General features: G+C 69.9%; 28 protein-coding genes. 14 read left to right on the top strand and 14 right to left on the bottom strand.

Annotated features, from left to right (window positions below):
* Positions 1 to 19: 19 nt before the first annotated feature.
* Positions 20 to 817, bottom strand: a complete 798-nt coding sequence (locus tag ACZ6SA_RS18865; RefSeq protein ID WP_347647971.1) for a 2-keto-4-pentenoate hydratase — start codon at positions 815 to 817, stop codon at positions 20 to 22.
* Positions 810 to 2,219 carry an aldehyde dehydrogenase family protein gene (locus ACZ6SA_RS18860; protein ID WP_443153641.1) on the bottom strand — a complete coding sequence of 470 codons (1,410 nt, stop codon included), beginning with the start codon at positions 2,217 to 2,219 and terminating at the stop codon, positions 810 to 812. Before ACZ6SA_RS18860 ends, ACZ6SA_RS18865 begins: the two co-directional genes overlap by 8 nt.
* Before the next feature lie 179 nt (positions 2,220 to 2,398).
* On the opposite strand from ACZ6SA_RS18860, the gene ACZ6SA_RS18855 reads away from it, so the two are divergent.
* The 3 genes from ACZ6SA_RS18855 to ACZ6SA_RS18845 all read left to right on the top strand — a co-directional run bounded on the left by ACZ6SA_RS18855 (position 2,399) and on the right by ACZ6SA_RS18845 (position 4,134).
* Positions 2,399 to 2,863 (top strand): VanZ family protein, encoded by a 465-nt coding sequence (locus ACZ6SA_RS18855; protein ID WP_347647973.1) that lies wholly within the window; start codon positions 2,399 to 2,401, stop codon positions 2,861 to 2,863.
* 152 nt (positions 2,864 to 3,015) lie between these two features.
* Positions 3,016 to 3,768: a GntR family transcriptional regulator gene (locus ACZ6SA_RS18850; RefSeq protein WP_465829217.1), complete on the top strand. Its 753-nt coding sequence runs from the start codon at positions 3,016 to 3,018 to the stop codon at positions 3,766 to 3,768.
* 123 nt (positions 3,769 to 3,891) lie between these two features.
* Entirely contained in the window at positions 3,892 to 4,134 is a 243-nt protein-coding gene (locus ACZ6SA_RS18845) for a hypothetical protein (RefSeq protein ID WP_465829215.1), read from the top strand.
* 178 nt (positions 4,135 to 4,312) lie between these two features.
* On the opposite strand, the gene ACZ6SA_RS18840 is transcribed toward ACZ6SA_RS18845, so the two are convergent.
* Entirely contained in the window at positions 4,313 to 5,362 is a 1,050-nt protein-coding gene (locus ACZ6SA_RS18840) for a coiled-coil domain-containing protein (RefSeq protein WP_347647976.1), read from the bottom strand.
* 150 nt (positions 5,363 to 5,512) lie between these two features.
* Here ACZ6SA_RS18840 and ACZ6SA_RS18835 point away from each other — a divergent pair, with 150 nt between their 5' ends.
* A complete protein-coding gene (locus tag ACZ6SA_RS18835) occupies positions 5,513 to 6,034 on the top strand; it encodes a gamma carbonic anhydrase family protein (RefSeq protein WP_347619937.1) in 522 nt (173 codons plus the stop codon).
* Here the strand turns inward: ACZ6SA_RS18835 and ACZ6SA_RS18830 are convergent.
* Positions 6,006 to 6,887: a DUF1349 domain-containing protein gene (locus tag ACZ6SA_RS18830; protein ID WP_347647978.1), complete on the bottom strand. Its 882-nt coding sequence runs from the start codon at positions 6,885 to 6,887 to the stop codon at positions 6,006 to 6,008. The two genes, ACZ6SA_RS18835 and ACZ6SA_RS18830, sit on opposite strands and share 29 nt — an antisense overlap.
* A 75-nt stretch (positions 6,888 to 6,962) precedes the next feature.
* On the opposite strand from ACZ6SA_RS18830, the gene ACZ6SA_RS18825 reads away from it, so the two are divergent.
* Positions 6,963 to 8,297 carry a hypothetical protein gene (locus ACZ6SA_RS18825; protein ID WP_465829212.1) on the top strand — a complete coding sequence of 445 codons (1,335 nt, stop codon included), beginning with the start codon at positions 6,963 to 6,965 and terminating at the stop codon, positions 8,295 to 8,297.
* 139 nt (positions 8,298 to 8,436) lie between these two features.
* Positions 8,437 to 8,673 (top strand): hypothetical protein, encoded by a 237-nt coding sequence (locus ACZ6SA_RS18820; protein WP_347647980.1) that lies wholly within the window; start codon positions 8,437 to 8,439, stop codon positions 8,671 to 8,673.
* A 158-nt stretch (positions 8,674 to 8,831) separates the two neighbouring features.
* On the opposite strand, the gene ACZ6SA_RS18815 is transcribed toward ACZ6SA_RS18820, so the two are convergent.
* The 7 genes from ACZ6SA_RS18815 to ACZ6SA_RS18785 form a co-directional block, all read right to left on the bottom strand.
* Entirely contained in the window at positions 8,832 to 9,113 is a 282-nt protein-coding gene (locus ACZ6SA_RS18815; RefSeq protein ID WP_132334374.1) for a metal-sensitive transcriptional regulator, read from the bottom strand.
* A 48-nt stretch (positions 9,114 to 9,161) separates the two neighbouring features.
* Positions 9,162 to 10,229 carry a glycosyltransferase gene (locus ACZ6SA_RS18810; protein WP_347647981.1) on the bottom strand — a complete coding sequence of 356 codons (1,068 nt, stop codon included), beginning with the start codon at positions 10,227 to 10,229 and terminating at the stop codon, positions 9,162 to 9,164.
* A complete protein-coding gene (locus ACZ6SA_RS18805; RefSeq protein WP_443153646.1) occupies positions 10,226 to 11,035 on the bottom strand; it encodes a hypothetical protein in 810 nt (269 codons plus the stop codon). The genes ACZ6SA_RS18810 and ACZ6SA_RS18805 overlap by 4 nt, the downstream gene beginning before the upstream one ends.
* 148 nt (positions 11,036 to 11,183) lie before the next feature.
* Entirely contained in the window at positions 11,184 to 13,286 is a 2,103-nt protein-coding gene (locus ACZ6SA_RS18800; RefSeq protein ID WP_347647983.1) for a (Fe-S)-binding protein, read from the bottom strand.
* Between the two features lie 138 nt (positions 13,287 to 13,424).
* Positions 13,425 to 14,033, bottom strand: coding sequence for a TetR/AcrR family transcriptional regulator (locus tag ACZ6SA_RS18795; protein WP_347647984.1), 609 nt, complete (start codon positions 14,031 to 14,033; stop codon positions 13,425 to 13,427).
* Positions 14,030 to 14,803, bottom strand: coding sequence for a class I SAM-dependent methyltransferase (locus tag ACZ6SA_RS18790; protein ID WP_347647985.1), 774 nt, complete (start codon positions 14,801 to 14,803; stop codon positions 14,030 to 14,032). Before ACZ6SA_RS18790 ends, ACZ6SA_RS18795 begins: the two co-directional genes overlap by 4 nt.
* A complete protein-coding gene (locus ACZ6SA_RS18785; RefSeq protein WP_347647986.1) occupies positions 14,800 to 15,609 on the bottom strand; it encodes a sugar phosphate isomerase/epimerase family protein in 810 nt (269 codons plus the stop codon). The genes ACZ6SA_RS18790 and ACZ6SA_RS18785 overlap by 4 nt, the downstream gene beginning before the upstream one ends.
* 218 nt (positions 15,610 to 15,827) lie before the next feature.
* On the opposite strand from ACZ6SA_RS18785, the gene ACZ6SA_RS18780 reads away from it, so the two are divergent.
* The 6 genes from ACZ6SA_RS18780 (at position 15,828) to disA (ending at position 21,180) form a co-directional block, all read left to right on the top strand.
* Entirely contained in the window at positions 15,828 to 16,526 is a 699-nt protein-coding gene (locus tag ACZ6SA_RS18780; RefSeq protein ID WP_347619945.1) for a class I SAM-dependent methyltransferase, read from the top strand.
* 155 nt (positions 16,527 to 16,681) lie between these two features.
* On the top strand, positions 16,682 to 17,818 hold the full coding sequence (locus ACZ6SA_RS18775; RefSeq protein ID WP_465829207.1) for a serine hydrolase domain-containing protein: 1,137 nt from the start codon (positions 16,682 to 16,684) through the stop codon (positions 17,816 to 17,818).
* Between the two features lie 71 nt (positions 17,819 to 17,889).
* Positions 17,890 to 18,258: a MerR family transcriptional regulator gene (locus ACZ6SA_RS18770; RefSeq protein ID WP_347647988.1), complete on the top strand. Its 369-nt coding sequence runs from the start codon at positions 17,890 to 17,892 to the stop codon at positions 18,256 to 18,258.
* 2 nt (positions 18,259 to 18,260) lie between these two features.
* Complete coding sequence (trxA, locus tag ACZ6SA_RS18765) at positions 18,261 to 18,566, top strand: thioredoxin (protein ID WP_347619948.1); 306 nt, start codon at positions 18,261 to 18,263, stop codon at positions 18,564 to 18,566.
* A 96-nt stretch (positions 18,567 to 18,662) separates the two neighbouring features.
* Positions 18,663 to 20,066: a DNA repair protein RadA gene (gene radA / locus ACZ6SA_RS18760; RefSeq protein WP_347647989.1), complete on the top strand. Its 1,404-nt coding sequence runs from the start codon at positions 18,663 to 18,665 to the stop codon at positions 20,064 to 20,066.
* A gap of 16 nt (positions 20,067 to 20,082) precedes the next feature.
* The gene (gene disA, locus ACZ6SA_RS18755) at positions 20,083 to 21,180 is read left to right on the top strand and encodes a DNA integrity scanning diadenylate cyclase DisA (protein WP_465829204.1); all 1,098 of its coding nucleotides are present in this window, start codon (positions 20,083 to 20,085) and stop codon (positions 21,178 to 21,180) included.
* A 48-nt stretch (positions 21,181 to 21,228) separates the two neighbouring features.
* Here the strand turns inward: disA and ACZ6SA_RS18750 are convergent, their stop codons facing one another.
* The gene (locus ACZ6SA_RS18750) at positions 21,229 to 21,891 is read right to left on the bottom strand and encodes a hypothetical protein (protein WP_347647991.1); all 663 of its coding nucleotides are present in this window, start codon (positions 21,889 to 21,891) and stop codon (positions 21,229 to 21,231) included.
* A 343-nt stretch (positions 21,892 to 22,234) separates the two neighbouring features.
* Between ACZ6SA_RS18750 and ACZ6SA_RS18745 the strand changes: the two genes are divergently transcribed.
* Positions 22,235 to 23,110, top strand: a complete 876-nt coding sequence (locus ACZ6SA_RS18745) for an HhH-GPD family protein (protein ID WP_465829202.1) — start codon at positions 22,235 to 22,237, stop codon at positions 23,108 to 23,110.
* A gap of 144 nt (positions 23,111 to 23,254) precedes the next feature.
* Here the strand turns inward: ACZ6SA_RS18745 and ACZ6SA_RS18740 are convergent, their stop codons facing one another.
* The gene (locus ACZ6SA_RS18740) at positions 23,255 to 23,671 is read right to left on the bottom strand and encodes a cupin domain-containing protein (RefSeq protein WP_465829200.1); all 417 of its coding nucleotides are present in this window, start codon (positions 23,669 to 23,671) and stop codon (positions 23,255 to 23,257) included.
* Between the two features lie 14 nt (positions 23,672 to 23,685).
* Complete coding sequence (locus ACZ6SA_RS18735) at positions 23,686 to 24,063, bottom strand: cupin domain-containing protein (RefSeq protein WP_347647994.1); 378 nt, start codon at positions 24,061 to 24,063, stop codon at positions 23,686 to 23,688.
* Between the two features lie 60 nt (positions 24,064 to 24,123).
* Here ACZ6SA_RS18735 and ACZ6SA_RS18730 point away from each other — a divergent pair, with 60 nt between their 5' ends.
* Positions 24,124 to 24,594 (top strand): MarR family winged helix-turn-helix transcriptional regulator, encoded by a 471-nt coding sequence (locus ACZ6SA_RS18730; RefSeq protein ID WP_465829198.1) that lies wholly within the window; start codon positions 24,124 to 24,126, stop codon positions 24,592 to 24,594.
* The last annotated feature ends 23 nt before the right edge of the window (positions 24,595 to 24,617 follow it).

The following is a 24,617-nucleotide window of genomic DNA, read 5'->3' as shown; positions in this document are numbered from 1 at the left end:
ACGCCCTGGTCGCGCGTGCTCACGCCGGGAACACCGCGCGTACGGAGCCGAGCCCGTCGATGCGGGCCTCGAACTCGTCGCCCGCCTCGACGGGCACCACGGGGCCGAGCGCGCCGGTCAGCACGACGTCGCCGGCGCGCAGCGCGTGTTCGGTGCGGCCCAGCCGGGTGGCCAGCCAGACGGCGGCGTTGAGCGGGTGGCCCAGGCACTCGGCGCCGGAGCCGGTCGAGACCTCCTCGCCGCCCCGGGTCATCGTCATCGCGGCCGAGCGCAGGTCGAGCCCTGTCAGCGGCACGGGCGTGCCGCCCAGCACGTACGCCCCCGCGGAGGCGTTGTCGGCGACCGTGTCGGCCAGCGTGATGTCCCAGTCGGCGATGCGCGAGTCGGCGATCTCGATCGCGGGCAGCACGAAATCCACCGCCCTGATCACGTCGGCCACCGTGAACGGCCCGCCGCTCAGGTCACGGCCGAGCACCAGCGCGACCTCGGCCTCGGCACGCGGCTGCAGGAACCTGTCCACGGGGATGGGCTGCCCGTCGCCGTAGGACGTGTCCGCGAAGAGCGTGCCGAAGTCGGGCTGGTCGATGCCGAGGCGCTGCTGCAGCGCCCTGTTGGTGACGCCGACCTTCCTGCCGGTCGGCCGCCGCCCCTCGCCGATCGCCCGCCGGGTGTTGATCTCCTGTACGGCGTAGCCGTCCGCGGGTGTGCTGACCAGGTCCCTGACGGGCGGGCACGGCTTGCCCGTACGCGCGGCTTCCAGCAGGCGGTCGGCGGCCTGGGTTCGCGCGTCCACGGCCTGGGACCATTCGTCATGCATCGGGTTGCTCCAGTTTGATGGTGACAGTGGTGGGTTCAGAGTAGAAGTCCAGCGACTGTAGGCCGCCCTCCCTGCCGATGCCCGACAGCTTCATGCCGCCGAACGGGGTCCGCAGGTCGCGCAGATACCAGGTGTTGACCCAGACGAGCCCGGCCTCCAGGCGCTGCGCCACCCGGTGGGCCCGGTCGAGCCCGGTGGTCCAGAGCGTGGCCGCCAGGCCGTAGTCGCTGTTGTTGGCCAGGTCGATCGCCTCTGTCTCGCTGTCGAAGGGCGCGACGTGGCAGACCGGCCCGAAGATCTCTTCCCTATTGAACCTCGACCATTCCGATAAGCCTGTCACCACCGTTGGTTCAACGAAATATCCGGAATCGCGGTGGTCGTTGAAGGCGGGGACGCCGCCCCCGGTGAGCACCTTGGCCCCCTCCGAGCGGGCCAGGGCGTAGTAGGAGAGCACCTTCTCGCGGTGCTCCAGCGAGATCATCGGCTGCGGCTCGACCTCCTGGGCCCGGCTCGCCAGCCGGGCACAGAACTCCTCGAAGATCGAGCGCTGCACGTAGAGTCGCTCGGTGCACAGGCAGACCTGGCCGCCGTTGGTGAAGACCGACTGCACGGCGCCGTCGACCGCCCGGTCGAGATCGCAGTCGTCGAAGACGAGCCCGGCGTTCTTGCCCCCCAGCTCGAACGAGATCGGCTTGACCCGGTCGGCCACCGTTCTCATGATCGTGCTGGCCGTCCTCGTCGAGCCGGTGAACGTCACGCCGTCGACGTCGGGGTGCTCGACCAGGAGCTGGCCCGAGGCGCCGTACCCGAAGATGATGTTGACCACCCCCGGGGGCAGCCCGGCTTCCGCGCAGATCTCGGCGAACACCGCGGCCGAGCCCGGCGTGCTCTCCGAGGGCTTGACCACCACCGTGTTGCCCGCGACGAGCGCCGGGGCCAGCTTCCAGGTCATCAGCAGGAACGGCAGGTTCCACGGGACGATCACCGCGACGACCCCGAGCGGCCTGCGCACGGTGTAGCTGAGCACGCCGGGCAGGTGGTAGGCGTCGTCGGGGCGCTGGGCGGCGATCTCGGCGAAGGCGCGGAAGTGCGCGATGCCGCGCGGGATGTCGAGCGTGCGGGTCTGGTCGAACGGCTTGCCCGTGTCGGCGATCTCGGCCGCCACCAGGTCGTCGAAGCGTGACTCGATGCCCTCGGCCAGGCGGCGCATCCACCCGGCGCGCTCGCCGACGGGCATCGCCGCCCAGTCGCGCGCCGCCTCCCTGGCCGCCCGGACCGCCCGGTCGACCACCTCGGGGTCGGCCTCGTGCGCCTGCCGCACCACGGCGCCCGTCACCGGATCATGGACGGGGAACGGATGGCCCGCGGCCACCGGCAGGCCACCGATGAAATGGGTCAGCACAACACTCTCCTCTATCTCCCTGTATAGATCGCGGTCTGGTGGCTGACCCTGTCCGGATGGACATCTTCCGGTAACCCTTGATCACTCGCCATCATGGTCGGATGGCGCGGACGTGGGAATTGTGGGGACCAGTCATTATTGCTGGTACGTTTGCGCTCCCCCTGGCCTTGCTAGCAATCTTGCTCCTGTCCCGGCACCGCACCCGCGCCGGGCGTCCCGCGGCCCTGCGCACCTCGATCGCCGACGTCGGCATCGTGGTCGGGACCACGCCGTGGATCTGGATGATCCTCACCCCGTCCACCGGCAGGACAGGTGTCGGTCTCGTTCCGTTCACCGACCTCGCCGACCTGGCCGCAGCGCCGTGGGAGGCGGTGTCGGTCCAGGTCGGGGGCAACCTCCTGGTGTTCGCGGCGCTCGGCGCGCTGCTGCCGGTGCGCAGCCGGGCGATGTCCTCGACCGTCCGCGTTGCGGCCGTCGCTGCGGCCTTTTCGGTCCTGGTCGAGGTGCTCCAGTACGCCCTGCGGCTGGGCCGTTTCTCCTCTGTGGACGACGTGATTCTCAACACGGCGGGCGCTGTGATCTTCGCTTTGGTTACTCGCCGCTGGTGGGCCGATCGGATACCGGGCGTGACCGTACCGCGGTAACGGTCCGCTAAAACAGCGCGGAATTCACCACACAGGCACGATCCGCTCAAAAGAAGCCCGCGACCAACCTTTGCATCTGTGCGATCGTGGACAAGACGGGGCAAGTTCTCTGGAGACGCCACTACCTGGTTGGTGACAGAGGGTGATCATACGTGTCTGAATCCCCGGTACCCCACGAGCCCCCTATCTATCGCCGCATCGCCGACGGCATCCGCGCCCGGATCCTGTCCGGCGAACTGCGCGACGGGGACCGCCTACCGGGCGAGAACGCGCTGATGGCCGAACACGCAATCGCACGGGCAACCGCCAGGCAAGCGCTTGCCGTACTGATCAATGAAGGGTTGGCAGTGCCCAAACGAGGTTCGGGGGTTTACGTGCGGCTGTTCAAACCGATCCGCAGGCACGGCTCACGCCGCCTGTCACGCGAGCAGTGGGGTCAGGGGCGGGCCATCTGGGACGCCGACGCGCGCGGCCGTCCCTTCGAGGTCGACCGGGTGGAGGTGGTGCTGGAACGGGCGTCCGACGAGGTCGCGAGGGTTCTCGACAGCCGGGAGGTCTGGGTGCGCAGGCGGCGCTACTCCGTCGACGCCAGACCCGTGCAGCTGTCCACCTCCTTCTTCCCCGCCCACCTGGTGGAGGGCAGCGCGATCACCCTCCCCGATACCGGTCCCGGCGGGGCCTACGCCAGGCTGGGCGACCTCGGCGTGCCACCGGCCCACTTCACCGAGGAGGTGCGCGCCCGCATGCCGGCACCGCGCGAGAGCGCCCTGCTGGAGCTGCCCGGAGGCACGCCCGTGATCGTGATCGCGCGGACCGCGTACACGTCGGGAGGGCTGCCCGTCGAGGTCAACGAGATGGTGCTGGACTCCGCCGCGTATGTACTCCAGTACGACTTCGACGCCTAGGTCAAGGCGATCTGTCAAGCGGGAAGGTTGACCTGACCGTCGCGATCATAGAATTCTCTAGAGAGGTGGCGCATCTTCTAAGGAGATGGAACCTCGCCTGGGGGCCCGGGAAGGTGGACGGAGATGTCCTTTGATCGGCATCTTGCGGAAATAGCCCGGGAGTTCCCTCACTGGACCATCTGGCGGAGCGATGCGGGCCGCTGGTGGGCCACGAGACACCATCCGATCAGCGCGGCGCAGCGCGAGGCCGGATGCGCGATGACCATCGACGCGGACGACCCGGACGGCCTGCGCGACCAGCTCCGGGACCAGGAGGGAAGGGCCGGCGAGCGGCACTCGTGGCGGGCCGGCCCCGCACCTCCCTGACGCCGGCCGGCAGCGGCCGGCGGCACACGAGCAGCCCGGTGCCGGGTCCAGCGTCTCGGCGGCCCCGGCACCGGGCCACCACGCATGGAGGGGCCACGAGCGCGGAAGCCTCCGACCCTATCGGGGGCGGGGGCTTCCGCTCCGCACCGTCGTCCTCCCGTCCCGGCAGGGGAAGGACCTACTTGTTCGCCTCGGAGAGGCGGATGACGTTGACCTCGGTGTCGTCGGAGACCTTGACCTTCCGGGTCTTGTCCGAGTCGTCCTCGTCGACGATGACCCGCACGTCCTCCTGCGGCGCGGCAGGCGCGGGCGCGGGCGTCTCGCCCTGCGACGGCGCGGTGGCCTCGCCCTGCGGCGGCGCGGGCGTCTCAGCCTGCGGCGGCGCCGACGGCGCGGGCTGCATGGCGGCGTCGGGGATCAGCGGCCCGGCGCCCGACTCACTGCGCATGAGGTCGCCGAGCACGGTGCTGACCTCGGTCAGCCGCCGCACGACCTCGGTGTGCGTGTTGGTCAGATATTCGACCCGGCGGCCCGCCTGCTCGTCCAGCGTGGCGGTGCGCTGCCTGGCCGACTCCAGCATCGACTCGGCCTCGTCGCGCGCGCTCGTCACCAGCTGCTCGGCCTTCGCGTTGGCCTTCTGCAGCTTCTGCTCCGACTGCGCCTGGGCCGCCGCGAGCACCCGCTCCGACTCGGCCTTGGCCTCCTTGAGCGCCTCTTCCGCCTCGGTGCGGGCCGCCGTGAGTTGTTCCTCCGCGTCGGCGCCCGCCTGGGCCAGCATCCGCTCCGCCGACTGCGTGGCCTCGTTCACCCGGCGCTCGGCCTCCGCCTGGGCTGAGGAGAGGATCTTGTCCGCCGTCTCGCGGGACGTCGTCACCAGGCGCTCGGCCTCCGTCTTGGCCGTGTCTCGCACGCTGGCGGCCTCGGCCTCGGCGTCTTCACGCTTCGCCGCGGCCTCCTCCTCGCCGAGCCGCAGGATCTGCGCAAGGCGAGGGCTGAGGTCCTCATAACTCTGCGGCGTCTCGACCATGCGCCGCCTGGCCTCCGCCAGCTCGATACGGCCCTGCTCGGCCTGATCGATCGCTCGCGCCAGCCGCTCTTCAAGATCACGTATCTGGTTGCGGACGCGGATCATGTAGTCGTGGACCTGACGGCGGTTGTAACCGCGCATCACGACTTCGAAGGTGTCCTCTTGCATCAGATCGGGGAGGCTCTCGTGCTGATTTGTCATGGGGGTTACCTAAGGGTGGTTTGCGTGAGGCGGGGGAAAACTGCGGGTTGTGAGGGTCTGACGACGAGACGTCAGGAAACGACTTTCCTGCCATCTGCCCACGTCCGCAACCGGAACGCCATACCCGGAGCAGGAATTACGATGTGACGGATGTACATAGCAGCGTTGGACAACGGGGCAGCTCCGGACATTCATCCCGAGGCGTACATCGCGCCTGGCGCCGTGGTGGTCGGCAGCGTACGGGTGGGCCGGGCGTCCAGCATCTGGTACGGCTCCGTTCTCCGAGGGGACGACGAGCGGATCGAGATCGGCGAAAAGTGCAACGTACAGGATCTGTGCTGCCTGCACGCCGACCCGGGTGAGCCGGCGATCCTCGAAGACCGGGTCAGCCTGGGCCACAAGGCCATGGTCCACGGCGCCCACATCGAGTCGGGCGCGCTGATCGGCATCGGCGCGATCGTGCTGGGCGGCGCCCGCGTCGGAGCGGGCACCCTGGTGGCCGCGGGAGCGCTCGTCGGGCCCGGCAAGAAGATCCCGTCGGGCGTGCTGGTCGCCGGCGTGCCCGGGAAGATCGTGCGCGAGCTCACCGACGGCGACCGCGACTCCTTCGCCCGCACGCCGGACAACTACGCGGCCAAGGCACTCAGGCACCGGCGGGCGTCATCGCTTTGATCAGCACCTCGTCCGTCACCGACGCGTTGTTGAGCGGGTCGGCGTAGTCGGGCAGCTCCGGCCGCAGGAAACGCACATAGTCGACGGTCAGCTTGAGGTCGGGCTGGCCCGCGATCTGCTTGGCGTTGCCCTTGTCGGCGTCCTTCTTCAGCGTGCTGTAGCTGTCCCAGTCGGTGTAGCCGGTGATGCCCCACTGCAGCACGTCGGGGAGGGTGGACGGCCAGCGCTGCCCCACCTTCCACGTGCCCTTCTCCTCCTTGTAGAGAGCGACGAAGACGCGGCCCACCCGGGCCAGCACGAGCTCCACCCAGCCGTCCTTGACAGCCAGCTCCTGCGGCTTGGAGCTGCCGTCCTTGGTGTACTTCACCTCGACCTGGCCGGGCTTCTCGATGGTCCCGGTGGTGATCGAGACCCAGTTGGGCTTGGCGTACGAGCCGGGCTGGCGGGCCATCAGGCCGCCGAGCGAGAACTTCCGCTTCGGCTGGTCGTCGTCCTTGCCCTCGACCTTGACCCGGGCGTGCATGACGATGTCGCCGGCCAGCTCCTGATAGACGAAGGGGCCGCGGAAGCCGTCGAACCAGGCCGAGGTCTTGGGCTCCATGTAGAGTGCGCCCTTGGCGGTCTTGTCGACGTCGAGCTTGGCGATCCGGTCGATGTCCTTCTCGGTCTCGCTCAGCTTGGTCCACATCGACAGGTCGGCGGCGTCGCCGAACTCCGTCGTGGCCTCGCCCACCTCGCCGCCCTTCGCCGGCGGCGTGGCGTTCTCCAGAGTGAGCACGCCGGGCCCGGTCGGCGACGGTGGCGCCGCCGTGCCCGTGCCGCAGCCGGAGAGCACGCTTACGACCACCAGCACGCCTGCTACCTTCGCCCTCATAGTGGAACATTCTGCCGTGAAAAGCCGATGGATGATCCGGGTACGGCAAGTACGATGACGGCCGTGCGACCTTGGGATGTGTTCACCTCCGCGGAGGCGGAGATCCGGGCCATGGTCGCAGACCCGCGCTGGCAGGCCCTTTCTCCACCCGACCGCGCCCACGTCCTGGCCACCAGGATCCTCGTGACCCCCGACGGCGACAGGTGGCTCTTCGGCGCCCACGCCCGCTGGCACCTGCACGACCCCGCCGACGGTCGCTGGCTGCTGGCGCCGCCGCCGCGGGGCACGCGGGCGCGCCAGGTGCACCATCCCGCGGCGGTGCTGCCCGACGAGGTGATCCCCAGGGGCTCCGACTTCCACGCCGAGCCGGGCTCGACCCAGGCGTTCATCGGCCCCGACGTGGCCGAGAGCCTCACGGAACGGGTGAGGGTGCTGCTGCGGGCGAGCGGGCTCAAGTCGGAGCTCGACTACCCGCTGACGGCCTTCGACGACATCTTCGCCTCCGACGTGCCGAGCACCGTCGCCGCCGTCTGGGGCACCATCATGTGGTGCGCGTACGCGCCGGCGTTCGACGGCAACGAGCGGCTGATCACGGTGTTCGGCGAATATCTGCGCCGTCCGCTGCCCGGTGACGAGTGGGTGCGCTGGCTGCCCGCGCCGCCGCTGCTCGACCTCGCCACGCTCGTGGCCGAGCGGCTGCGGGCGGGAAAGCCGAGGGCGGCGCTCAGGCTGGCGGCCGTGATGGCCGACACGGCCCAGATCCTGCTCTCCGACACCCGGTTCAGGCCCAGGGCGCTCGCCCTGCTCACGATGGTCGAGCCCATGCTGCGCCATTCAGGGATCGACGACGCCCACGTGGACGAGGAGACCCTGCGCCAGGCATGGCTGCGGCGCTGCCCGGCGCGGCTGTGCCGGGCGACGTTCGCGGAGAGCGACCCGGCGGCGCACTTCTCGCACGCGGTCTACGACCTCGTGGACGCGCTGCGCTTCGCGCCCGAGCCGCCGGCGGCCGCGGCCGTGCTCCTCGCCGATCTGTCCGACTCCAGGGGCGTGCTGCCCGCGCTGCTGGACCACCGGCTCAGAAGGGCGTACGAGGCGCTGCGGCAGGCCGGGCTCACCGGCACCTCGGCCAGGGAGCGGACCGAGCCCGACGGCTTCCCCGTTCAGGGGCGGCCCGGCGGGGTGTCGACCGCGCCCGCGCCGGTGCTGGAGATCGCGCCACCCGACCGCGGGAGCACGGCGGCGGTGCTCGGGGCCGCGTACGCCGTGGGGCTGGCGTGGGGCGGGTTGACGGGGGCAAGGGTGCCGGAGCGGGGGCTGGCGGGGCAGGCGGCACTCGTGCGTAAGATCATTCACGAACGCGACGATCACCACACAGGTCACACGTAAAGCACTAATACCGATATTTCACCCTAACTCCGCCTATATCGTTCTGACACTTGAGCGAACAGGAAATTCGCTGAATTGTGATCTCTGCTTGGGGAAATGATCCTCCTGGGGGCCCGCGACACGGAAAGGAATGACCCCGATGGGCCATGTCGCCTCAAGGGTCTTCGCCGTAACCTCGAAGAGGGTGTGGGCTGCGGAAGGAAAGGACGACGCGGTGGGGCACAACGACCTGGACTCTCGGGTCCACGACCGTGTCGCGTTGGACGAGATTGCGCTCTACGCCGAGGTGCTCACCGCCGTGGCAGTCAGTGAACGGCGGCTGACCTTGGACGAACTCGACGACGCGCTCGGATTGCGGACTTCAGCGAGTCACTAGTAAAGATCAGTAAATTTCTGGCCCCGGGAACCGGGCTCCTGACTCCCAAGAGTCGGGGACGAAGGTTTCCGGGGTTTCACATAACTAGTCATCCCGCCACCCCGGCTCCTACGTACGGACGATGTCCCATTACGTACGGACTAGCCTCTGTCCGTCCCCTACGAACGGACCAGGCGGGCGATCGCCGCCGAGGCCTCCTTCACCTTCGCCTCGGCCTCGGGGCCGCCGTTGTTGATCGCGTCGGCCACGCAGTGCGAGATGTGCTCCTCCAGCAGCCCCAGCGCCACCGCCTGCAGCGCCCGCGTGGCCGCGGAGACCTGCGTGAGCACGTCGATGCAGTAGGCATCGTCGTCCACCATGCGCTGCAGGCCCCGGATCTGCCCCTCGATCCGCCTGAGTCGCGTCAGATAGGCCTGCTTGTCTCCGCTGTACCCATGCATGCTTCTACGGTACCCGTAACCCGTATCGGCGGGCCCGTACAGAAGGCTTCACCGGAGGCCGGCGATCAGTTTCTCCCACTGGTCGGCGACCTCGTCGGCCGCATGGCGCAGCGCGGTGTCGAGCGCGCCCGCGGCGAGGGAGCGCCGCCTGCGCTCGTCGTCGATGAGCGCCAGCAGCGCCACCGCGAACGGCTGCGGGTCGGCCTCGACGTCGGGCACCAGCACCCCGTTGTAGCCCGTCGCGACGAACTCCTTCGCCCCCCTGGCCCCTTCGAGCGCCACCACGGGCACCCCGCAGCCCATGGCCTCCAGCACCGTCATGCCGAGGTCGTCGCCCCGCGAGGCGCTGGCCACGATCGACGCCTTGGCGAACTCGCCGGCCAGATCGGGCGTCGTGCCCATGAAGTAGACGTGGTTGTGCAGGCCGAGCTCGCTGACGAGCGAGCGCAGCCGCCGCTCCTCGGGGCCGCCGCCGTAGAGCCGCAGCGCCCAGTCGGGCCGCTTGTCCACGATGACGGCGAAGGCCCTGATCAGGCGGTCGTACGCCTTGACCGCCACCAGGCGCCCGCCGGCCGCGACGATCCTGTTGTCCATCCGCGAGCGCGGCCACGGCCCCGCGGGCAGCGCGTCCAGCAGGGCGTGCACGGGAGGCCCGCCGGGCAGGAGCTTGGCCCATTCCTCCTGGGCGGAGTCCGTGGCCGTCACGACGGCGTTCAGGCGCGGGTAGAAGCGTTTGACGGGACCCGGCACGGCCGGACGGCCCCACTCTCTGGCGATCTTGAGGATCTCGCGCGGCGCGTGCCTGGCCGCCTGAACGCTGAGCCCCGGCCTGGTGGTGATCAGGACGTCGGTCTTGAGGTTGCGCAGCGCCCGCCAGAGCGCCACCTCGGTGCGCACCTGCCCGCGCGGCAGCAGGTGCCTGACCCCCGGCCTGGCGTCGATCACGCTGCGCATGGAGACGCCGGGCCCGACAGGGAAGAACGGTTTCTCCTTGTGCCTCCTGACACTGATCACCTCGACGTCGTGGCGCTCGGCGAGGGCGGTGGCGAGGCTGAGCGTGGCGCGCACGTCGCCGCGCATGCCGTAGGCGGACGTGAGGACCAGGCTGACCTTCATCCCCCCACCTCGATGCGCAACTCGTCGTCGGAGGTGTAGCAGGGTCTGATCGGCACGCCGTCAACCGTGGCCGACGGATAGTGCAGCCGGCGTCGTTTGCCGTCGACGTCGTCGAGCCGCGCGCCCAGCTTCATCGGTGTGGCCACGCCCTCCACCTGGAGCGCCGGCTCCCAGGTGCCGTTCGCGTGGCTCGCACCGTCGTCGTGGTCGGCCGCCAGGACGTCGACGAGCGAGACGGCCGCGTGGAAGCGCACGCCCTGCACGGTGGCCGTGGCCGACACCCGGGCGCTCGTATGCCGGCGATCGAGGGTCAGCGTGGCCTCGTGGCGGCAGTCGTCGTCCTCCAGCCCGGTGTAGGCCAGCAGGCCCATCACCTCGAAGCGGCCCTCCCTGAACCAGATGGCCCGCACCTCGGCCACGGGCTCCGCTTCGGAGATCTTCAGCGCCAGGTAGCCGTTGCGGGTGCGGTAGGAACGGTAGGCGAGGGAACGCCTGCACAGCGCGTACGCGTCGAGATGGTCGAGCGAGAAGCCGGGATCGACGCTGCGGAGCCTGACCCGCTTGCCGTCACGGCGCAGATAGGCGTCCCAGCGTCCGGCGCTGAGCTCCAGCGGCGCGAGGGAGACCGCGAGCGTGGCCTCGCGTGCCCGCGCGCCTGGCGTGCCGAGCAGCACGTCGCGTTCGACCCCCGTGGTGCGGTGCCTCAACACCAGCTCGGTGCCGTCTTCCAGTGGTTCGTCGATGGCGAGCCGGAGGGAGAGAACGTCAGCCAGAGTGACTTCGGCGTCCGTCACCACGACGCCCATCGCGAGCCCCCTCCCCGTCGAATAGAGCCATGCGACGTTGAGGTTACCGTGATTTTCCCGTTATGTGGATGCCGGATTTGCTGTCCTCACCCCTATTGACGTGCGGAACTCCTCCACAAGGCCTGTGGAGGAGTCCGACTTGGGGTGGTCAGGAAGCGCCTTTGACCGATTTGATCAACAGCTGTGCCACGTCCACGACTTCGAGCGACTCCTTGGCTTCACCACTGTTCTTCTTCTCGCTGATGGCGTCGCCGAGCATCACCATGCAGAACGGGCAGGCCGTCGAGACGGTGTCGGGATCGGTGGTCAGAGCCTCGTCGACGCGCTCGGTGTTGATGCGCTTGCCGATGCGCTCCTCCATCCACATGCGGGCCCCGCCCGCGCCGCAGCAGAACCCGCGGTCCTTGTGGCGGTGCATCTCCTGGGTCTTGACGCCCGGCACCTTCGCCATGATGTCGCGGGGCTGGGAATAGACCTTGTTGTGGCGGCCGAGGAAGCAGGGATCGTGATAGGTGATCTTCTCCTCGATCGGCGTGACCGGGGTGAGCAGGCCCTCGTCCACCAGCTTCGCCAGCAGCTGCGTGTGGTGCACGACTTCGTACGTGCCGCCCAGTTGCGGATATTCGTTGGCCAGGGTGTTGAAGCAGTGGGGACAGGTCGCCACGATCTTCTTCACGCCCGCGTCGTTGAGCGTCTCGATGTTCTGCTGGGCGAGCATGTTGAACAGATATTCCATGCCGAGGCGCCGGGCGGGGTCGCCGGTGCACGCCTCCATGGGACCGAGCACCGCGAACTTCACGCCCGCGATGTGCAGCAGCTCCGCCACGGCCCTGGTGGTCTTCTTGGCCCGGTCTTCGAGCGCGCCCGCGCAGCCCACCCAGAACAGATATTCGGCGTCGGCGGGCATCGTGTCCTCGACCACCTCGACCTCGAAGTCGAGCTCCTCGATCCAGTCGGCCCGCTTCATCTCGGACATGCCCCACGGGTTGCCCTTGTTCTCCAGGTTTTTCACCATCACCCCCGCCTCGGACGGGAATGACGACTCCACCATCACCTGGTAGCGGCGCATGTCGAGGATGTGGTCGATGTGCTCGATGTCCACGGGGCACTGCTCGACGCAGGCGCCGCAGTTGGTGCACGACCAGAGCACGTCGGGGTGGATCACGCCCTCCTCGCCCACCAGCGGCTTTTCCAGCAGCGCGAGCACGTCGGTGTCCTTGTGCTGCTCGGCCTCCGCCGCCATCAGGTAGGGGGCCACCGCGAAGGCGTGGTCGCGCTGGTCGAGGATGAGCATCTTCGGCGACAGCGGCTTGTCGGTGTTCCAGGCCGGGCACTGCGACTGGCAGCGGCCGCACTCCGTACAGGAGTAGAAGTCGAGAAAACCCTTCCACGTGGTGTCGGCGATCTTGCCGCGCCCGAGCCGCTCGGGATCGAGGTCCTCGTCCTCGAAGTCGACCGGCTTGCCGTCGACGCGCATCTCGACCGCCGCCCCCATGCCGTCGGGGCGGCGGGAGAAGAGCACGTTGAGCGGCGCGGTGAAGATGTGCAGGTGCTTGGAGTTCACCACGATGACCAGGAACACCAGCATGAAGCCGATGTGCAGGAGCAGCGCGATCTCCTCGAGCAGGGTGCTCGCCGGCAGCACGTCGCCGAGCGCGAGCGAGACGAACGCCCCCGAGGAGTAGGGGAAGTTTCCGTTGGCGGCGGCCGCGCCGCGGGCCAGGAAGAGCGTCCAGATGATGTTGAAGATCATGAACAGGACGAGCCACGCACCGCCGAGGTGGGAGCCGGAGAAGCGGGAGTCGCGGCCGAGTGCCTTGGGAGAGTTCCTGACCCTGATGACCGCGAAGGCGACCAGGCCGAGCAGGCAGGCCACCGCGATGAAGTCCTGTACGAAGCCGAGCACGCCCCAGGTGCCGATGAGCGGGATGTGGAAGTCGGGCGTTCCGGTGATCGCCCCCTGGATGATCGCGCCGTACGCCTCGACGTAGACGGTCAGCAGGATGAAGAACGCCCACATGACGAAGAAGTGCGCGACGCCCGACGCGGTCCACTTGAGCAGTTTCTTCTGCCCGAACACCTCGACGAGCTGCGCCTTGACCTCGTCGGCCACGTGTGTCCTGGCGTACTCGACACGCTCGGGCGCAGGCGGCCCCACGGTCGCGAGCTTGTACAGGAACAGCACCCGGCGGCCGGCGACGGCCACCGCCAGGACGGTCATGACAAGCCCGATGATGGCTACCCAGAGCACGGGGTCCTCCCACAGACGACGTTGGCTGTCAGCGTACGGTCACCCGCTGCGCAACCCTCCACTGCGATCTTACCCGCGGGTAACTTTGCCGGGGTACGCGACATACCCTATGGTCACCGCCACTGACAGAACAATGCTCTATTCTGTGAAGTACCTCTGGATCGTCGGCGCGAGCAGCTCGACGAGCTCGTCATGGCTCGCGCTCGCCAGCGGCTCCAGCCCGATCACGTAGCGCCCCATGATCACGCCGAACATCTGGGCGAACGCCGCCTCGATCCGCAGATGCGGCACCCGCAGCCGGTCGGCCACCTGGTAGAGCAGCGCGTTCGAGATGAACTCACGGAACATCACGACCGCACGCTCGTTGGTCATGGCCGAGCGCATGAGCGCCACCATCGGCTCGCGCGTCTCCGGCTCGGCGGTCACCTCCAGGAGCATCCTGACGAGCCGCTCGCCGAGCTCCTCGCGCGGGCCGGCGAGCAGCAGGGGGACGACCACCTCCGGCGTGATCGGCAACTGCATGGCCGCCGCGAACATGCCCTCCTTGGTGTCGAAATAGTGGTGCACCAGAGCGGGGTCGACGTTCGCCTCCCTGGCGATGCCGCGCACGGTCGCCTTGTCGAACCCCTTCTCCGCGAACACCTTCCGCGCCGCCGCCAGGATCTCGCCCCGCGTGTCGGCCGAGCCCGGCCTGCGTCCGGGACGGCGCCTGGCCGTCGACTCCTCCGAGGCCTTCCCTCGCGTCACCGGCCCACCGCCAGGTAGACCCGCATCGGCACCGACAGCACACCCTCGGGGGACACCTCGCGCAACTCGGCCCGCTGCCTTTCGACCAGCTCGTCGGCCCGCCGCGGCGACAGCGCCGCCATGTAGGAGTGGGAGCGCAGGCCGAGCAGGAAATCCTCGACGCCGACCAGCCTCGTCCACGGGATCCACCGCTCCTCGATCACCTCGAAGGCCGAGGCGATGGGCGGTGCCGACCACCGCTCGACCGCCGGCCCCCAATAGGCGGGCACCTCCTCCGCCAGCCGGGCTTCGTACGCGGCCAGCCACTCGGCCTGCGCGGCGTGGGCGAAGTTCCAGCAGCCCGCGATCGTACCCCCGGGCCGCAGCACCCGCCTCGCCTCGGCGATCGACGCCACCGGGTCGAGCCAGTGCCACGACTGGGCGAACGTGACCAGGTCGGCCACGCCGTCGGCCAGCGGCAGGCGGTTGCCGTCGGCCAGCAGGGCCGTGACGGGAGCGCCCTCCTCGCCGCTCGTCCGCGACAGCAGCCTGGCCAGCATCGCGGCGCCCGGGTCGACCGCGATGACCTGCGCGCCGCGCGCCCTGAGCGCACGCGTCATGATGCCGGTGCCCGCGCCCACGTCGACCGTGGTGGCGCCGTCGAGCTCGACGCCGGACACCTCGGTGAGCGCGCGGTAGAGCTCGTCGGGATAGCACGGCCTGCCCGCGTCGTACGCGTCGGCCACCCGGTCGAACACCCTGCCCAGGGATTTGATCGGCCCGGTGTTCACGTGGAAGCCGCCAGGTGCAGCCGGGCGAAGGCCAGCGCCTCCGCGAGATCGTCGATGCGCTCGGTGCGGCTGGCCGCCTTGCGCGTGTTGATCTCGAGCACGACCAGCCCCGAGTAGCCGTTGCCCGCCAGGCGCTCGAGGACCTGCGCGCACGGCTGGTTGCCCCTGCCCGGCACCAGGTGCTCGTCCTTGTTGGTCATCCCGACGCCGTCGGCCAGGTGCAGGTGGGCGAGCCGGTCGCCGAGCTTGACGGCCATCTCCATGGCGTCGGAACCCGACACGGCCGTGTGCGACAGGTCGAGCGTGACCTGAGGGAAGGCGTAGTCGATCGGATTCCAGTCGGGAGAGTAGGGGACCACGTCGTTGCCCCTGGCGCGCAACGGGAACATGTTCTCCACCGCGAAGGTGACGTCGGTCTCCTCGCGCATCCTGGCCAGGCCGTTCTCGAAGTCGCGCGCGTATTCGCGCTGCCATCGGAACGGCGGATGGACCACCACCGTCGAGGCGCCCAGGCGTTCGGCCGCCTTCTGTGCCTTGACCAGCTTGGCCCAGGGGTCGCGCCCCCACACCCGCTGCGTGACCAGCAGGCAGGGGGCGTGGATGGCGAGGACGGGCACCTCGTAGTGCTCGGAGAGCCGCTCGATCACGTCGATGTCCTGGCTCACGGGATCGGCGCCGACCATGACCTCTACGCCGTCGTAACCCAGGCGCGCGGCCAGCTCGAACGCGTCTGGAGTGCGTTCCGGATATACCGAAGCAGTGGACAATGCGATCTTCGCATTGGGCACGCGGATGACATCAGCCACGTTGCCAGCCTAAGCCGGTCACGCCGATCTGGCGCGCGCACCGACGGGACGAGCCCGTGTCGAGCCGCGTCCAGCGGTCGCGAAGCCCTCTCCGGCGAGCCGGACCAGCGGGTCGCGAACCCCTTCGTGGCGGGCGGGTCCGGCGGTTCGAAGGCCCCACCGGGGGGCCGCGTCCGGCGGCACGCGTCGCAGGTTGCGCGTGCGCCTAGCGTTGGACCATGCCACGGATAGCGAAAGGCGCGATCCCGAGCCCGAACATCTGGAACGCGCCGCAGGTCTACGAGCTGGAGAACCGCGCGGTCGACCCCGAGGGCGCGGCCGACGCGGCGATGCGCGAGCTGCGCCCCTGGGACGGCGCTACCGTGCTCGACATCGGTTGCGGCACCGGCTACCACCTGCCGGTCCTGGCCGCGTCGGCATCCGGCGTCATCGGCGTCGAGCCGCACGGGGACCTGGCCGCGCTGGCCCGCCGCCGCTGCGCCGGCCTCCCCAACGTGACCGTGCACGCCGCCGCGGCCCAGGACCTGCCGCTGCCCGACGCGAGTGTGGACGTGGCGATGGCGCGCTGGGCGTACTTCTTCGGTCCCGGCTGCGAGCCTGGGCTGCGCGAGCTGTCCAGGGTGGTACGCCGCGGCGGTGCGGCCTTCGTGCTCGACCTCGACGCGACGCGGGGGTCGTTCGGCCGCTGGTTTTCGCACACCGTGCCCACCTACTCGCCCCGCGACGTCGAGGCGTTCTGGGTCCGGCACGGCTGGCAACGGCGGCCGCTCGACCTCAGGATGGCCTTCGAGCGTCGGGCGGACCTGGAGGCGGTGCTGCGCATCGAGTTCGCGCCCGGCGTGGCCGAGCAGGCCATCGCCGAGACCCCCGGCCTGGAGATCCCCTATCCGAACGTGCTGCGCTGGCGCCACTTCTAGAACCGACCGGGTTCTCCCTGCCCCGACCTCGCGAGCGGGACGACGAGCTGGCGAGCCGGTCCGATCCGGGTGGAAACAACCAGGAAACCGGTCAAGGCGTAGTCATGATCGGCGTAGGCCCTGGCTCAGCACGTCAATGTAGAGAGGACTTCCCCATGAATCGTGCGAGAAAGGCCGGCCTGGCCGGCCTGGCATGCGTGATGCTGGCCCTCGGCACGCCGGCACACGCCACCGCGGCCGACGCGGCCAAGCCCGAGCTGGGTGACGTGCAGAAGGCCCTCTCGGAACTGGCCAGAAGCCCCGAGGTTCTGGGCACGATCGGAGCACTCTACGTCGACGGCGAGAAGGTCGGCTCGGGAACGGCCGGCACCCGCCTGCTCAACGGCAAAGGCGGCAGGATTCCTGCCGATGCCCGCTTCCGGGCCGGATCCCAGACCAAGCCCATGATCCAGATTGTCATCATGCAACTGGTCGGAGAGGGCAAGCTGGCCCTGGACGACAAGCTCAGCGACCTGCTGCCCGTCGTGGTCGAAAAGGACCTGGTGGACCGGGCCGACGAGATCACCGTGGGGCAGATGATCCATCACACCTCCGGCATCCCCAACTATTTCGATCCGGAGGTGCTCGACCCCTTCGACTTCACCACGAACTACTCTCCGCTCGAGATCATCGCGTTGACCCGGACGATGCCCCGCACCGGAGAGCCGGGTCAGAGCTACTCCTACTCCAACACCAACTACTTCCTCCTCGGACTCATCGTCGAGGAGCTCACGGATCGCAGCCTGGCCGCCGAACTCGAGCGGCGCATATTCGACCCCGCCGGCATGGATCGCACCTACTTGCCGGTCACGTTTCCCGGGCGCGTCAAAGGCCCGCACGGGCATGGCTACCACCCCGGCAAGCGGGGCAAGCTGGTCGACGTCGACCGTCTCAACTCGAGTTACCTCTGGGCCGCCGGTGGCGTCATCTCCACCACGGACGACCTGAGCTCCTTCGCCCGGGCGCGTGCGGGCGAGAAGCTTCTGTCGAAAGAACTGAAAGAGGCGATGAACGCCGGCCGGCCGCCCCGCGACCCCGACCAGCCGGCTCCCGAGCCGCCCGTCTGCGAGCGCGAGGACGGATACGGTGTCATGACGGGCGGCTCGTTCGGCTTCAGAGCCATGACCTACAGCTCGCGCGACAGCCGCGTGCAGCTCGTCCTGTCGAACACGTTGAGCGCCGACCACAGCGATCCCGCGATCGACCTGCTGATCAAGAAGGCCGCCGAAGCCGTCCTGTGCCCCGCCAGGTGACTCCCCGGTGAGCCGGACCTGCGCCTCCAGGGCTTGACCTTGACGTCAGTGTCAATGTTTACCGTGGTCGTATGCGCATCGGAGAGCTGGCGGAACGCACAGGGGTGAGCCCGCGCTCGCTCCGCTACTACGAGCAGCACGGCCTGCTCAGCGCCCGTCGCGCGGCCAACGGCTACCGCGACTACGGCGAGGAGGACGTCAGGCTGGTCGCCGAGATCAGGGCGCTGCTCAGCGTGGGCTTCACGCTGGAGGACACCCGGCCGTTCCTCGACTGCCTGCGTCAGGGGCACACCTCGGGCGGCTCGTGCGCCGAGTCGGTCGAGGTCTACGAGCGCAAGCTCAAGGAGATCGACGAGGAGATCCGCGCCCTGCTCGCCCGCCGCGCCGAGGTGGCCGCCCAGCTCGCGCAGTCATGTCCGGGTTGCTTCGTGAAGGGTTGAACATGATCACATTGACCACCGACAACTACGAGGAGCAGGTGCTCAAGAACGACAAGCCGGTCCTGGTGGAGTTCTGGGCCGAATGGTGCGGGCCGTGCCGGATGGTGGGCCCCGTACTGGAGCAGATCGAGGCCGAACACGGGCTGACGATCGGCAAGCTCGACACCGACGCGCACCCCGAGATCATGGCCCGTTACGGCGTGATGGCGGTGCCGACGATGCTGTTGTTCGAGAACGGCGAGCCGGTCAAGCAGATCGTGGGCGCCAAGCCGAAGCGCATGCTGGTCGCGGAGCTCGGCCTGGCGTGAACCGTCCGGCGTCCTGACCTCTTCATGGTGGGCGCGCGGCAGGACGACGCCGCCGGGGCTCGAAGATTGTCGGCCCCTGCCGCTAGCCTGCTCCGCATGGCCAAGACTGCCTCAAAACCCGGATATCGCTGTGCCGAGTGCGGCTGGCGCACCACGAAGTGGGTCGGCCGGTGCGGCGAGTGCCAGGCGTGGGGCACGGTCGACGAAGAGGGCGCCCGCGGCGTCAGCGTCGTCCAGGCCGGCGCCACCACCGCGCCCGCCCTGCCGATCGGCCAGGTGAAGGCGGAGGTGGCGGCGGCCCGCACGACCGGCGTCGCCGAGCTCGACCGGGTGCTCGGCGGCGGCCTGGTGCCGGGCGCGGTCGTGCTGCTGGCCGGCGAGCCGGGCATCGGCAAGTCCACGCTCTTGCTGGAGGCCGCGGCCCGCATCGCCGAGCGCGAGACGGTCCTCTACGTGACGGGCGAGGAGTCGGCCGCCCAGGTGCGCCTGCGTGCCGACCGCATCGGCGCCATCCAGGACCGCCTCTACCTCGCGGCGGAGACGGAGCTGTCGGCCCTGGTCGCCCACGTGGAGAAGGTCCAGCCCACCATGCTGGTGGTCGACTCCGTGCAGACCGTCGGCTCCGCGCAGGCCACGGGCGTGCCCGGCGGGGTCACGCAGGTCCGCGAGGTGGCGGCCAACCTCGTGCGCCTGGCAAAGGAGCGCAACATGGCCACGGTGCTCGTCGGCCACGTCACCAAAGAGGGCTCGATCGCCGGCCCGCGCACGTTGGAGCACCTGGTCGACGTCGTGCTCAGCTTCGAGGGCGACCGACACTCCAGGCTCCGCATGGTTCGCGCGATCAAAAACCGGTTCGGTCCCACCGACGAGGTCGGCTGCTTCGACCTGCACGAGCGGGGCATCGAGGGCATCACCGACCCGAGCGGCCTGTTCGTCTCCAGGCGCAGCGAGCCGGTGCCCGGCACCTGCGTCACCGTCACGGTCGAGGGCACCCGCCCGCTCCCCGCCGAGGTCCAGGCCCTGGTCGCCCGCACCGACGCCCAGCAGCCCAGGCGCACGTCGTCGGGGCTCGACACCTACCGCGTGCAGATGATCCTCGCCGTGCTGGAGCGCCGGCTCAACGCCCGGCTGGGCGGGTGCGACGTGTTCACCGCCACCGTGGGCGGCATCAAGCTGGCCGATCCCGCCATCGACCTGTCGGTCATGCTGGCCGTCGCCAGCGCCGCGGGAGACAAGCCGCTGCCCGCCGGTCTGGTGGCGCTCGGCGAGGTGGGCCTCGCGGGCGAGCTGCGTCCGGTCAAGGACGTCCGCAGGCGGCTGTCCGAGGCGGCCAGGATGGGCTTCAAGCGCGCCCTCGTGCCCGCCGGCTCCCTCGAAGAGGGCGGCCGCCGGCGTAACGGGCAGCGTGCTCTGGTGCCCGTGGGGCCGGTGGCGTTCGCACCCGGTTTCGAGGTCGTCCAGGCGGAGAACGTCTGGGACGCACTCACACACGTCACATAGCGCGGCTAAGCTGGGCGTGACCGATCGACACGGGGGTCAGGTGGATAGGAGTCTTGACGACCGTCGTCGCGAAGCCCTGGCAGCTGTGGCCCCGGGCACTCCGCTGCGCGACGGCCTGGAGCGGATCCTGCGCGGGCAGACCGGCGGGCTGATCGTGCTCGGCTACAACCGGGTCGTCGAGGAGGTCTGCAGCGGCGGGTTCGAGCTCGACGTCGACTTCTCGGCCACCAGGCTGCGCGAGCTGGCCAAGATGGACGGCGCCATCGTCGTGAGCGACCACAAGATCGTGCGTGCCGCGGTCCACCTCGTGCCCGACCCCGCCATCCCCACCGACGAGTCCGGCACCCGCCACCGCACCGCCCAGCGCGTCGCCCGGCAGACCGGCCTGCCCATCATCGCCATCAGCAAGTCGATGCGCATCATCGCCCTCTACCTCGACGGCATCCGCTACGTCCTGGAGGAGTCGGCGGCCATCCTGTCCAAGGCCAACCAGGCCCTGGCCACCCTCGAACGTTACAAACACCGCCTCGACGAGGTCTCCGGCACCCTGTCGGCCCTGGAGATCGAAGATCTGGTCACGGTCCGCGACGTCGCCGCCGTCGCCCAGCGGCTCGAGATGGTCCGGCGCATCTCCGACGAGATCAAGGGCTACGTCGTCGAGCTGGGCACCGACGGCCGGCTGCTGTCCCTGCAGCTCGACGAGCTCGTGGCCGGTGTCGACTCCGAGCGGGAGCTGGTCATCCGCGACTATCTCCCGGCACCCGCCGGCCGCCGCCAGCGCCGCCTGATCGAGGCCCTCCACGACCTCGACAAGCTGTCGGGCAACGAGCTGCTCGACCTCGCGGTGGTCGCCCAGGTGCTCGGCCACAACGGCACCGACATGCTCGAAACCCCGGTGAGCCCCAGAGGTTTCCGCCTGCTCGCCAAGGTGCCCCGCCTGCCGGCCACCGTGGTCGACCGCCTGGTCAACCACTTCGGCGGGTTGCAGAAGCTCCTCGCCGCCAGCATCGACGACCTGCAGGCGGTGGGCGGTGTCGGGGAGTCGAGGGCGCGCAGCGTACGCGAGGGCCTGTCCCGCCTCGCCGAGTCCTCCATCCTCGAACGCTACGTCTGACGGCAGGCCAGGCGGGCGCGGGCCGGAAAGGCCCGGCGACGCATGCTCCTAGCGGAGGTGGAAGACCCCCTTGCCGCTGCGGAGCCCGCCCATGCGCACGGTGGCCACGTACGTGCCCGGCAGCGCGGCCGCCGGTGTGGCCGGGCAGTCGGCGTTGGAGCGGCGGCGATCCCACTCCAGCGACCGCACGTAAGGCACCCCCCGCTGCAGCTGCTCGACGTCCGTGCCCTGCCCGTTGACGCAGTCGGCGTTCGACCAGATCCGGTCCGCCCCCGAGGTGATGCGGATCTCCATGGCCCGCGGCCCCACGTCGGCCGTGCACATCACGGGCCCGGTGTTGACCAGCGTGACCAGGAACGTGGGCCGGGCGTCGCCCGCGTAGATCTGCTCCTTGCCGCTCTGGAGGCTCAGCACCAGATCTTCCTCGACGCAGGGCTGGCCGGGCCTCCTCTCCCCGGCGGTGGGGGTCGGCGTGGGCGTGGCCGTCGGGGTCGGCGACGGGCTGGCCGTGCCCAGCGCCAGCGTACGCAGCCCGGCGAGCAGCGGATCCACGCTGGGCGTGGGGCTCGGTGACGACTGCGCGCTGGACTTGTGTCCCGGTCCGCTGCCACCGCTCGAGCACGCCCACGCCACCACGGCCACCACGACGAGAACCGCCACCAGCACGCTCATCCGACGCCGCCAGTAGACGTCACCGCCGTCGCCGCGCATCGAATCCGGGTCCATCGGGTTCGCGCGGTGCTCCCCACCTGCTTCACCAGGTGGAGGACCCCGCGCTCCCTCCCTTCCGATCTGGTCGGTTCCTGTGGTCGTTGCCTTGCTGGTCGTGAGAGTCCGGAGACGGGTGTGCGCAGGTCGGTCGCTCACTTCCCCGTTGCGCCCCACCGGCGAGCGGGCCGCGCGCTCGAGCGGTGTGTGAGGGCCCTTCGCCAGGCCGCGCAAGCGGCCTCTCCCTTCAGGGAGCAGAGGAGCCACAACGCTCAGCATGGTAATTGTCCAGCCACGAAGAGTGACGACACGCCGAAGGCTGCGAACTCGGCATACGCTTGACCGCGTGGTTGAGCCGAACCTCCTGCACGCCCCCGTTCTCGACTGGTACGCCGACAACGCCCGAGACCTCCCCTGGCGCGCAGTCGACGCGACGCCGTGGGGCGTGCTCGTCAGCGAGATCATGCTCCAGCAGACCCCGGTCGCCCGCGTCCTGCCCGTCTGGCGCGAGTGGATGGCCCGCTGGCCCACGCCGAAGGCATTGGCCGCCGAGCAGCCCGGCGAAGCCGTACGCCATTGGGGCCGGCTCGGCTATCCGCGCAGGGCGCTGCGGCTCCACGCGTGCGCCAGAGCCGTCTCCGAGGAACACGGCGGCGAGGTGCCGTCCGACCACGCGACCCTGCTGTCCCTGCCCGGCATCGGCGAATACACCGCCGCCGCGGTCGCCAGCTTCGCGTACGGCGGCCGCCACGCCGTCCTCGACACCAACGTGCGCAGAGTGTTCGCGCGTGCGGTGCGCGCCGAGGAATACCCGCCCACGGCCACCTCCGCGGCGGAGCGGCGCCTTGCGGAGGCACTCCTGCCCGAGCTGGACGCGCCCCGCTGGGGCGTGGCGGTGATGGAGCTCGGCGCGCTGGTCTGCACGGCCCGCGCCCCACGCTGCGCCGACTGCCCGATCACCCACCTGTGCGCCTGGCGGCTGGCCGGCAAGCCGCCGCACGCAGGCCCCGCCCGTAAGGGCCAGACGTACGCGGGCACCGACCGCCAGTGCCGCGGCCGCCTCCTCGACGTGCTCAGGTCCGCCCACGGGCCGGTGCCCAAGGCGGCCCTCGACGCCGTGTGGGACGACGCGGTGCAGCGCGAACGTGCCCTGGACGGACTGGTCGCCGACGGCCTCGCCGAACCCCTCGACGACGGCACCTACCGCCTCCCCCACTCCTGACCGCCCCGCCCGGCACACCCTCGTACCGGACGGCGGCGGCGCTGACGGCACCGCGGACCATGCGACGGCACACCGGCCGTGTGGTGGCGGCGGATCGGACGGGCGCGGCGCGGTCGCTGGACGTAGCGCCGCCGGGAGGCGCTGTTACCGGACCCAGGGTGGGACGGTGCGCTCCGTGCCCTTGGGGGCCAGGTCGCAGGCGTCCGGCGCCGACATGCCGTCGGGGTTGTAGACGTGGGCGCAGGAAGGAGCGGCGACGATCGAGACGAATCCGCGCTCGACGTCGGCGAACATCTGCCTGCTCACGTCGGCGGGCAGCACCATGGTGTCCCCCACGCCGACCTCGAACCGCTCGTCTCCGAGCTGGACGACGGCCGCGCCGTCGAGCCACGTCCACACCAGTTCGGCGTCGAACGCGTGCACCGGCCCCACCATGCCGGGCCGGGCGTCCACCCGCCACACGGCCTGCTCGGCCCCTCCCTGGGAGGGCGAGGCGAGTGTGGTCATGACGCCGTTGGGCGTCTCGATCCTGCGGGATTCAGCGGACAGGACCAGGGCCATGGGAACCACCCTCCTCAGACGATCCACGGCGGGACGCCGTAGTCGGCGCCGTTCTCGGCAAGTGCCCTGGCTCCGGCCGGGGCCGTCACGACGGCGGTGTAGCCGCTGCCGGGGTCGGCGAGCACGCGTCTCACCGTGTGCGCGGGGATGACGACGGTGTCGCCCGCCGCGACCTCGAACCGGTCACCGCCCAGTTCGACGACGGCCGCTCCGGCGGTCCAGCTCCACACCTGCTCGCGGTCGAAGTCATGCACGGGCCCGCGCGCGCCGGGTTCGGCGTCCACCCGCCACAGGGCTCGCGAGGCCCCTCCCTGCGTCGGCGAGGCGAACGTCGTCATGACCCCGCCAGGGGTCTCCGACCGCCGCGCTTCGGCGTCACGAATGACAGTCACGTCCTGAAGCTCCTAATATAGGCAACTACGTTGTCCATATAGTCAATCAGGTTGTCTATCATGTCAAGCGACGCCCCCGGCTTCGAACTACCGCTCCGCCTGCTGCTCGCCTTCAGGATGCTGATCGACGAGCTGCACACCGAGCTGGCCCGCCAAGGTCACCCGGACCTGCGACCCATGCACGGGTTCGTCATGCAGGCGGTCGGCCGGCGCGGCACCACCGCCGTCGAGCTGGGCCGCATGCTCGGCGTCTCCAAACAGGCCGCGGGCAAGACCATCGACACCCTCGAACGCCTCGGCTACGTCGAACGCACCACGGATTCCCACGACACCCGGCGCAAGATCACCCGGCTCACGCCGTACGGGATGGACGCGCTGAACCGCTCGGCCCGCATCTTCGACGACCTGCGCGCCCGCTGGGCGCACGAACTCGGCGAGGACCGGCTGCACGCCCTCGAAGCCGACCTGCGGAAGGTCACCCCGGACGGCCTCTGGCGCCTGGACACCCCCGGCTGGTTCGGCTCCCTCTGACCGACCGCCCCGCCAGACGATAC

It is taken from the genome of Nonomuraea sp. NPDC049378 (assembly GCF_055586745.1).
Note: the sequence above shows the minus strand (reverse complement) of the source record. Positions and strands in the feature narration are given on the sequence as shown.

Coding starts and splice junctions, on each gene's coding strand:
- trxA (WP_347619948.1), top strand. CDS start 18,261: ATGATCACATTGACCACCGACAACTACGAGGAGCAGGTGCTCAAGAAC.
- ACZ6SA_RS18815 (WP_132334374.1), bottom strand. CDS start 9,113: ATGCATGGGTACAGCGGAGACAAGCAGGCCTATCTGACGCGACTCAGG.
- ACZ6SA_RS18820 (WP_347647980.1), top strand. CDS start 8,437: ATGGGCCATGTCGCCTCAAGGGTCTTCGCCGTAACCTCGAAGAGGGTG.
- ACZ6SA_RS18825 (WP_465829212.1), top strand. CDS start 6,963: ATGACGGCCGTGCGACCTTGGGATGTGTTCACCTCCGCGGAGGCGGAG.
- ACZ6SA_RS18835 (WP_347619937.1), top strand. CDS start 5,513: ATGTACATAGCAGCGTTGGACAACGGGGCAGCTCCGGACATTCATCCC.
- ACZ6SA_RS18750 (WP_347647991.1), bottom strand. CDS start 21,891: ATGCGCGGCGACGGCGGTGACGTCTACTGGCGGCGTCGGATGAGCGTG.
- ACZ6SA_RS18840 (WP_347647976.1), bottom strand. CDS start 5,362: ATGACAAATCAGCACGAGAGCCTCCCCGATCTGATGCAAGAGGACACC.
- ACZ6SA_RS18865 (WP_347647971.1), bottom strand. CDS start 817: ATGCATGACGAATGGTCCCAGGCCGTGGACGCGCGAACCCAGGCCGCC.
- ACZ6SA_RS18810 (WP_347647981.1), bottom strand. CDS start 10,229: ATGAAGGTCAGCCTGGTCCTCACGTCCGCCTACGGCATGCGCGGCGAC.
- ACZ6SA_RS18730 (WP_465829198.1), top strand. CDS start 24,124: ATGTCAAGCGACGCCCCCGGCTTCGAACTACCGCTCCGCCTGCTGCTC.
- ACZ6SA_RS18740 (WP_465829200.1), bottom strand. CDS start 23,671: ATGGCCCTGGTCCTGTCCGCTGAATCCCGCAGGATCGAGACGCCCAAC.
- radA (WP_347647989.1), top strand. CDS start 18,663: ATGGCCAAGACTGCCTCAAAACCCGGATATCGCTGTGCCGAGTGCGGC.
- ACZ6SA_RS18780 (WP_347619945.1), top strand. CDS start 15,828: ATGCCACGGATAGCGAAAGGCGCGATCCCGAGCCCGAACATCTGGAAC.
- ACZ6SA_RS18805 (WP_443153646.1), bottom strand. CDS start 11,035: ATGGGCGTCGTGGTGACGGACGCCGAAGTCACTCTGGCTGACGTTCTC.
- ACZ6SA_RS18770 (WP_347647988.1), top strand. CDS start 17,890: ATGCGCATCGGAGAGCTGGCGGAACGCACAGGGGTGAGCCCGCGCTCG.
- ACZ6SA_RS18845 (WP_465829215.1), top strand. CDS start 3,892: ATGTCCTTTGATCGGCATCTTGCGGAAATAGCCCGGGAGTTCCCTCAC.
- ACZ6SA_RS18775 (WP_465829207.1), top strand. CDS start 16,682: ATGAATCGTGCGAGAAAGGCCGGCCTGGCCGGCCTGGCATGCGTGATG.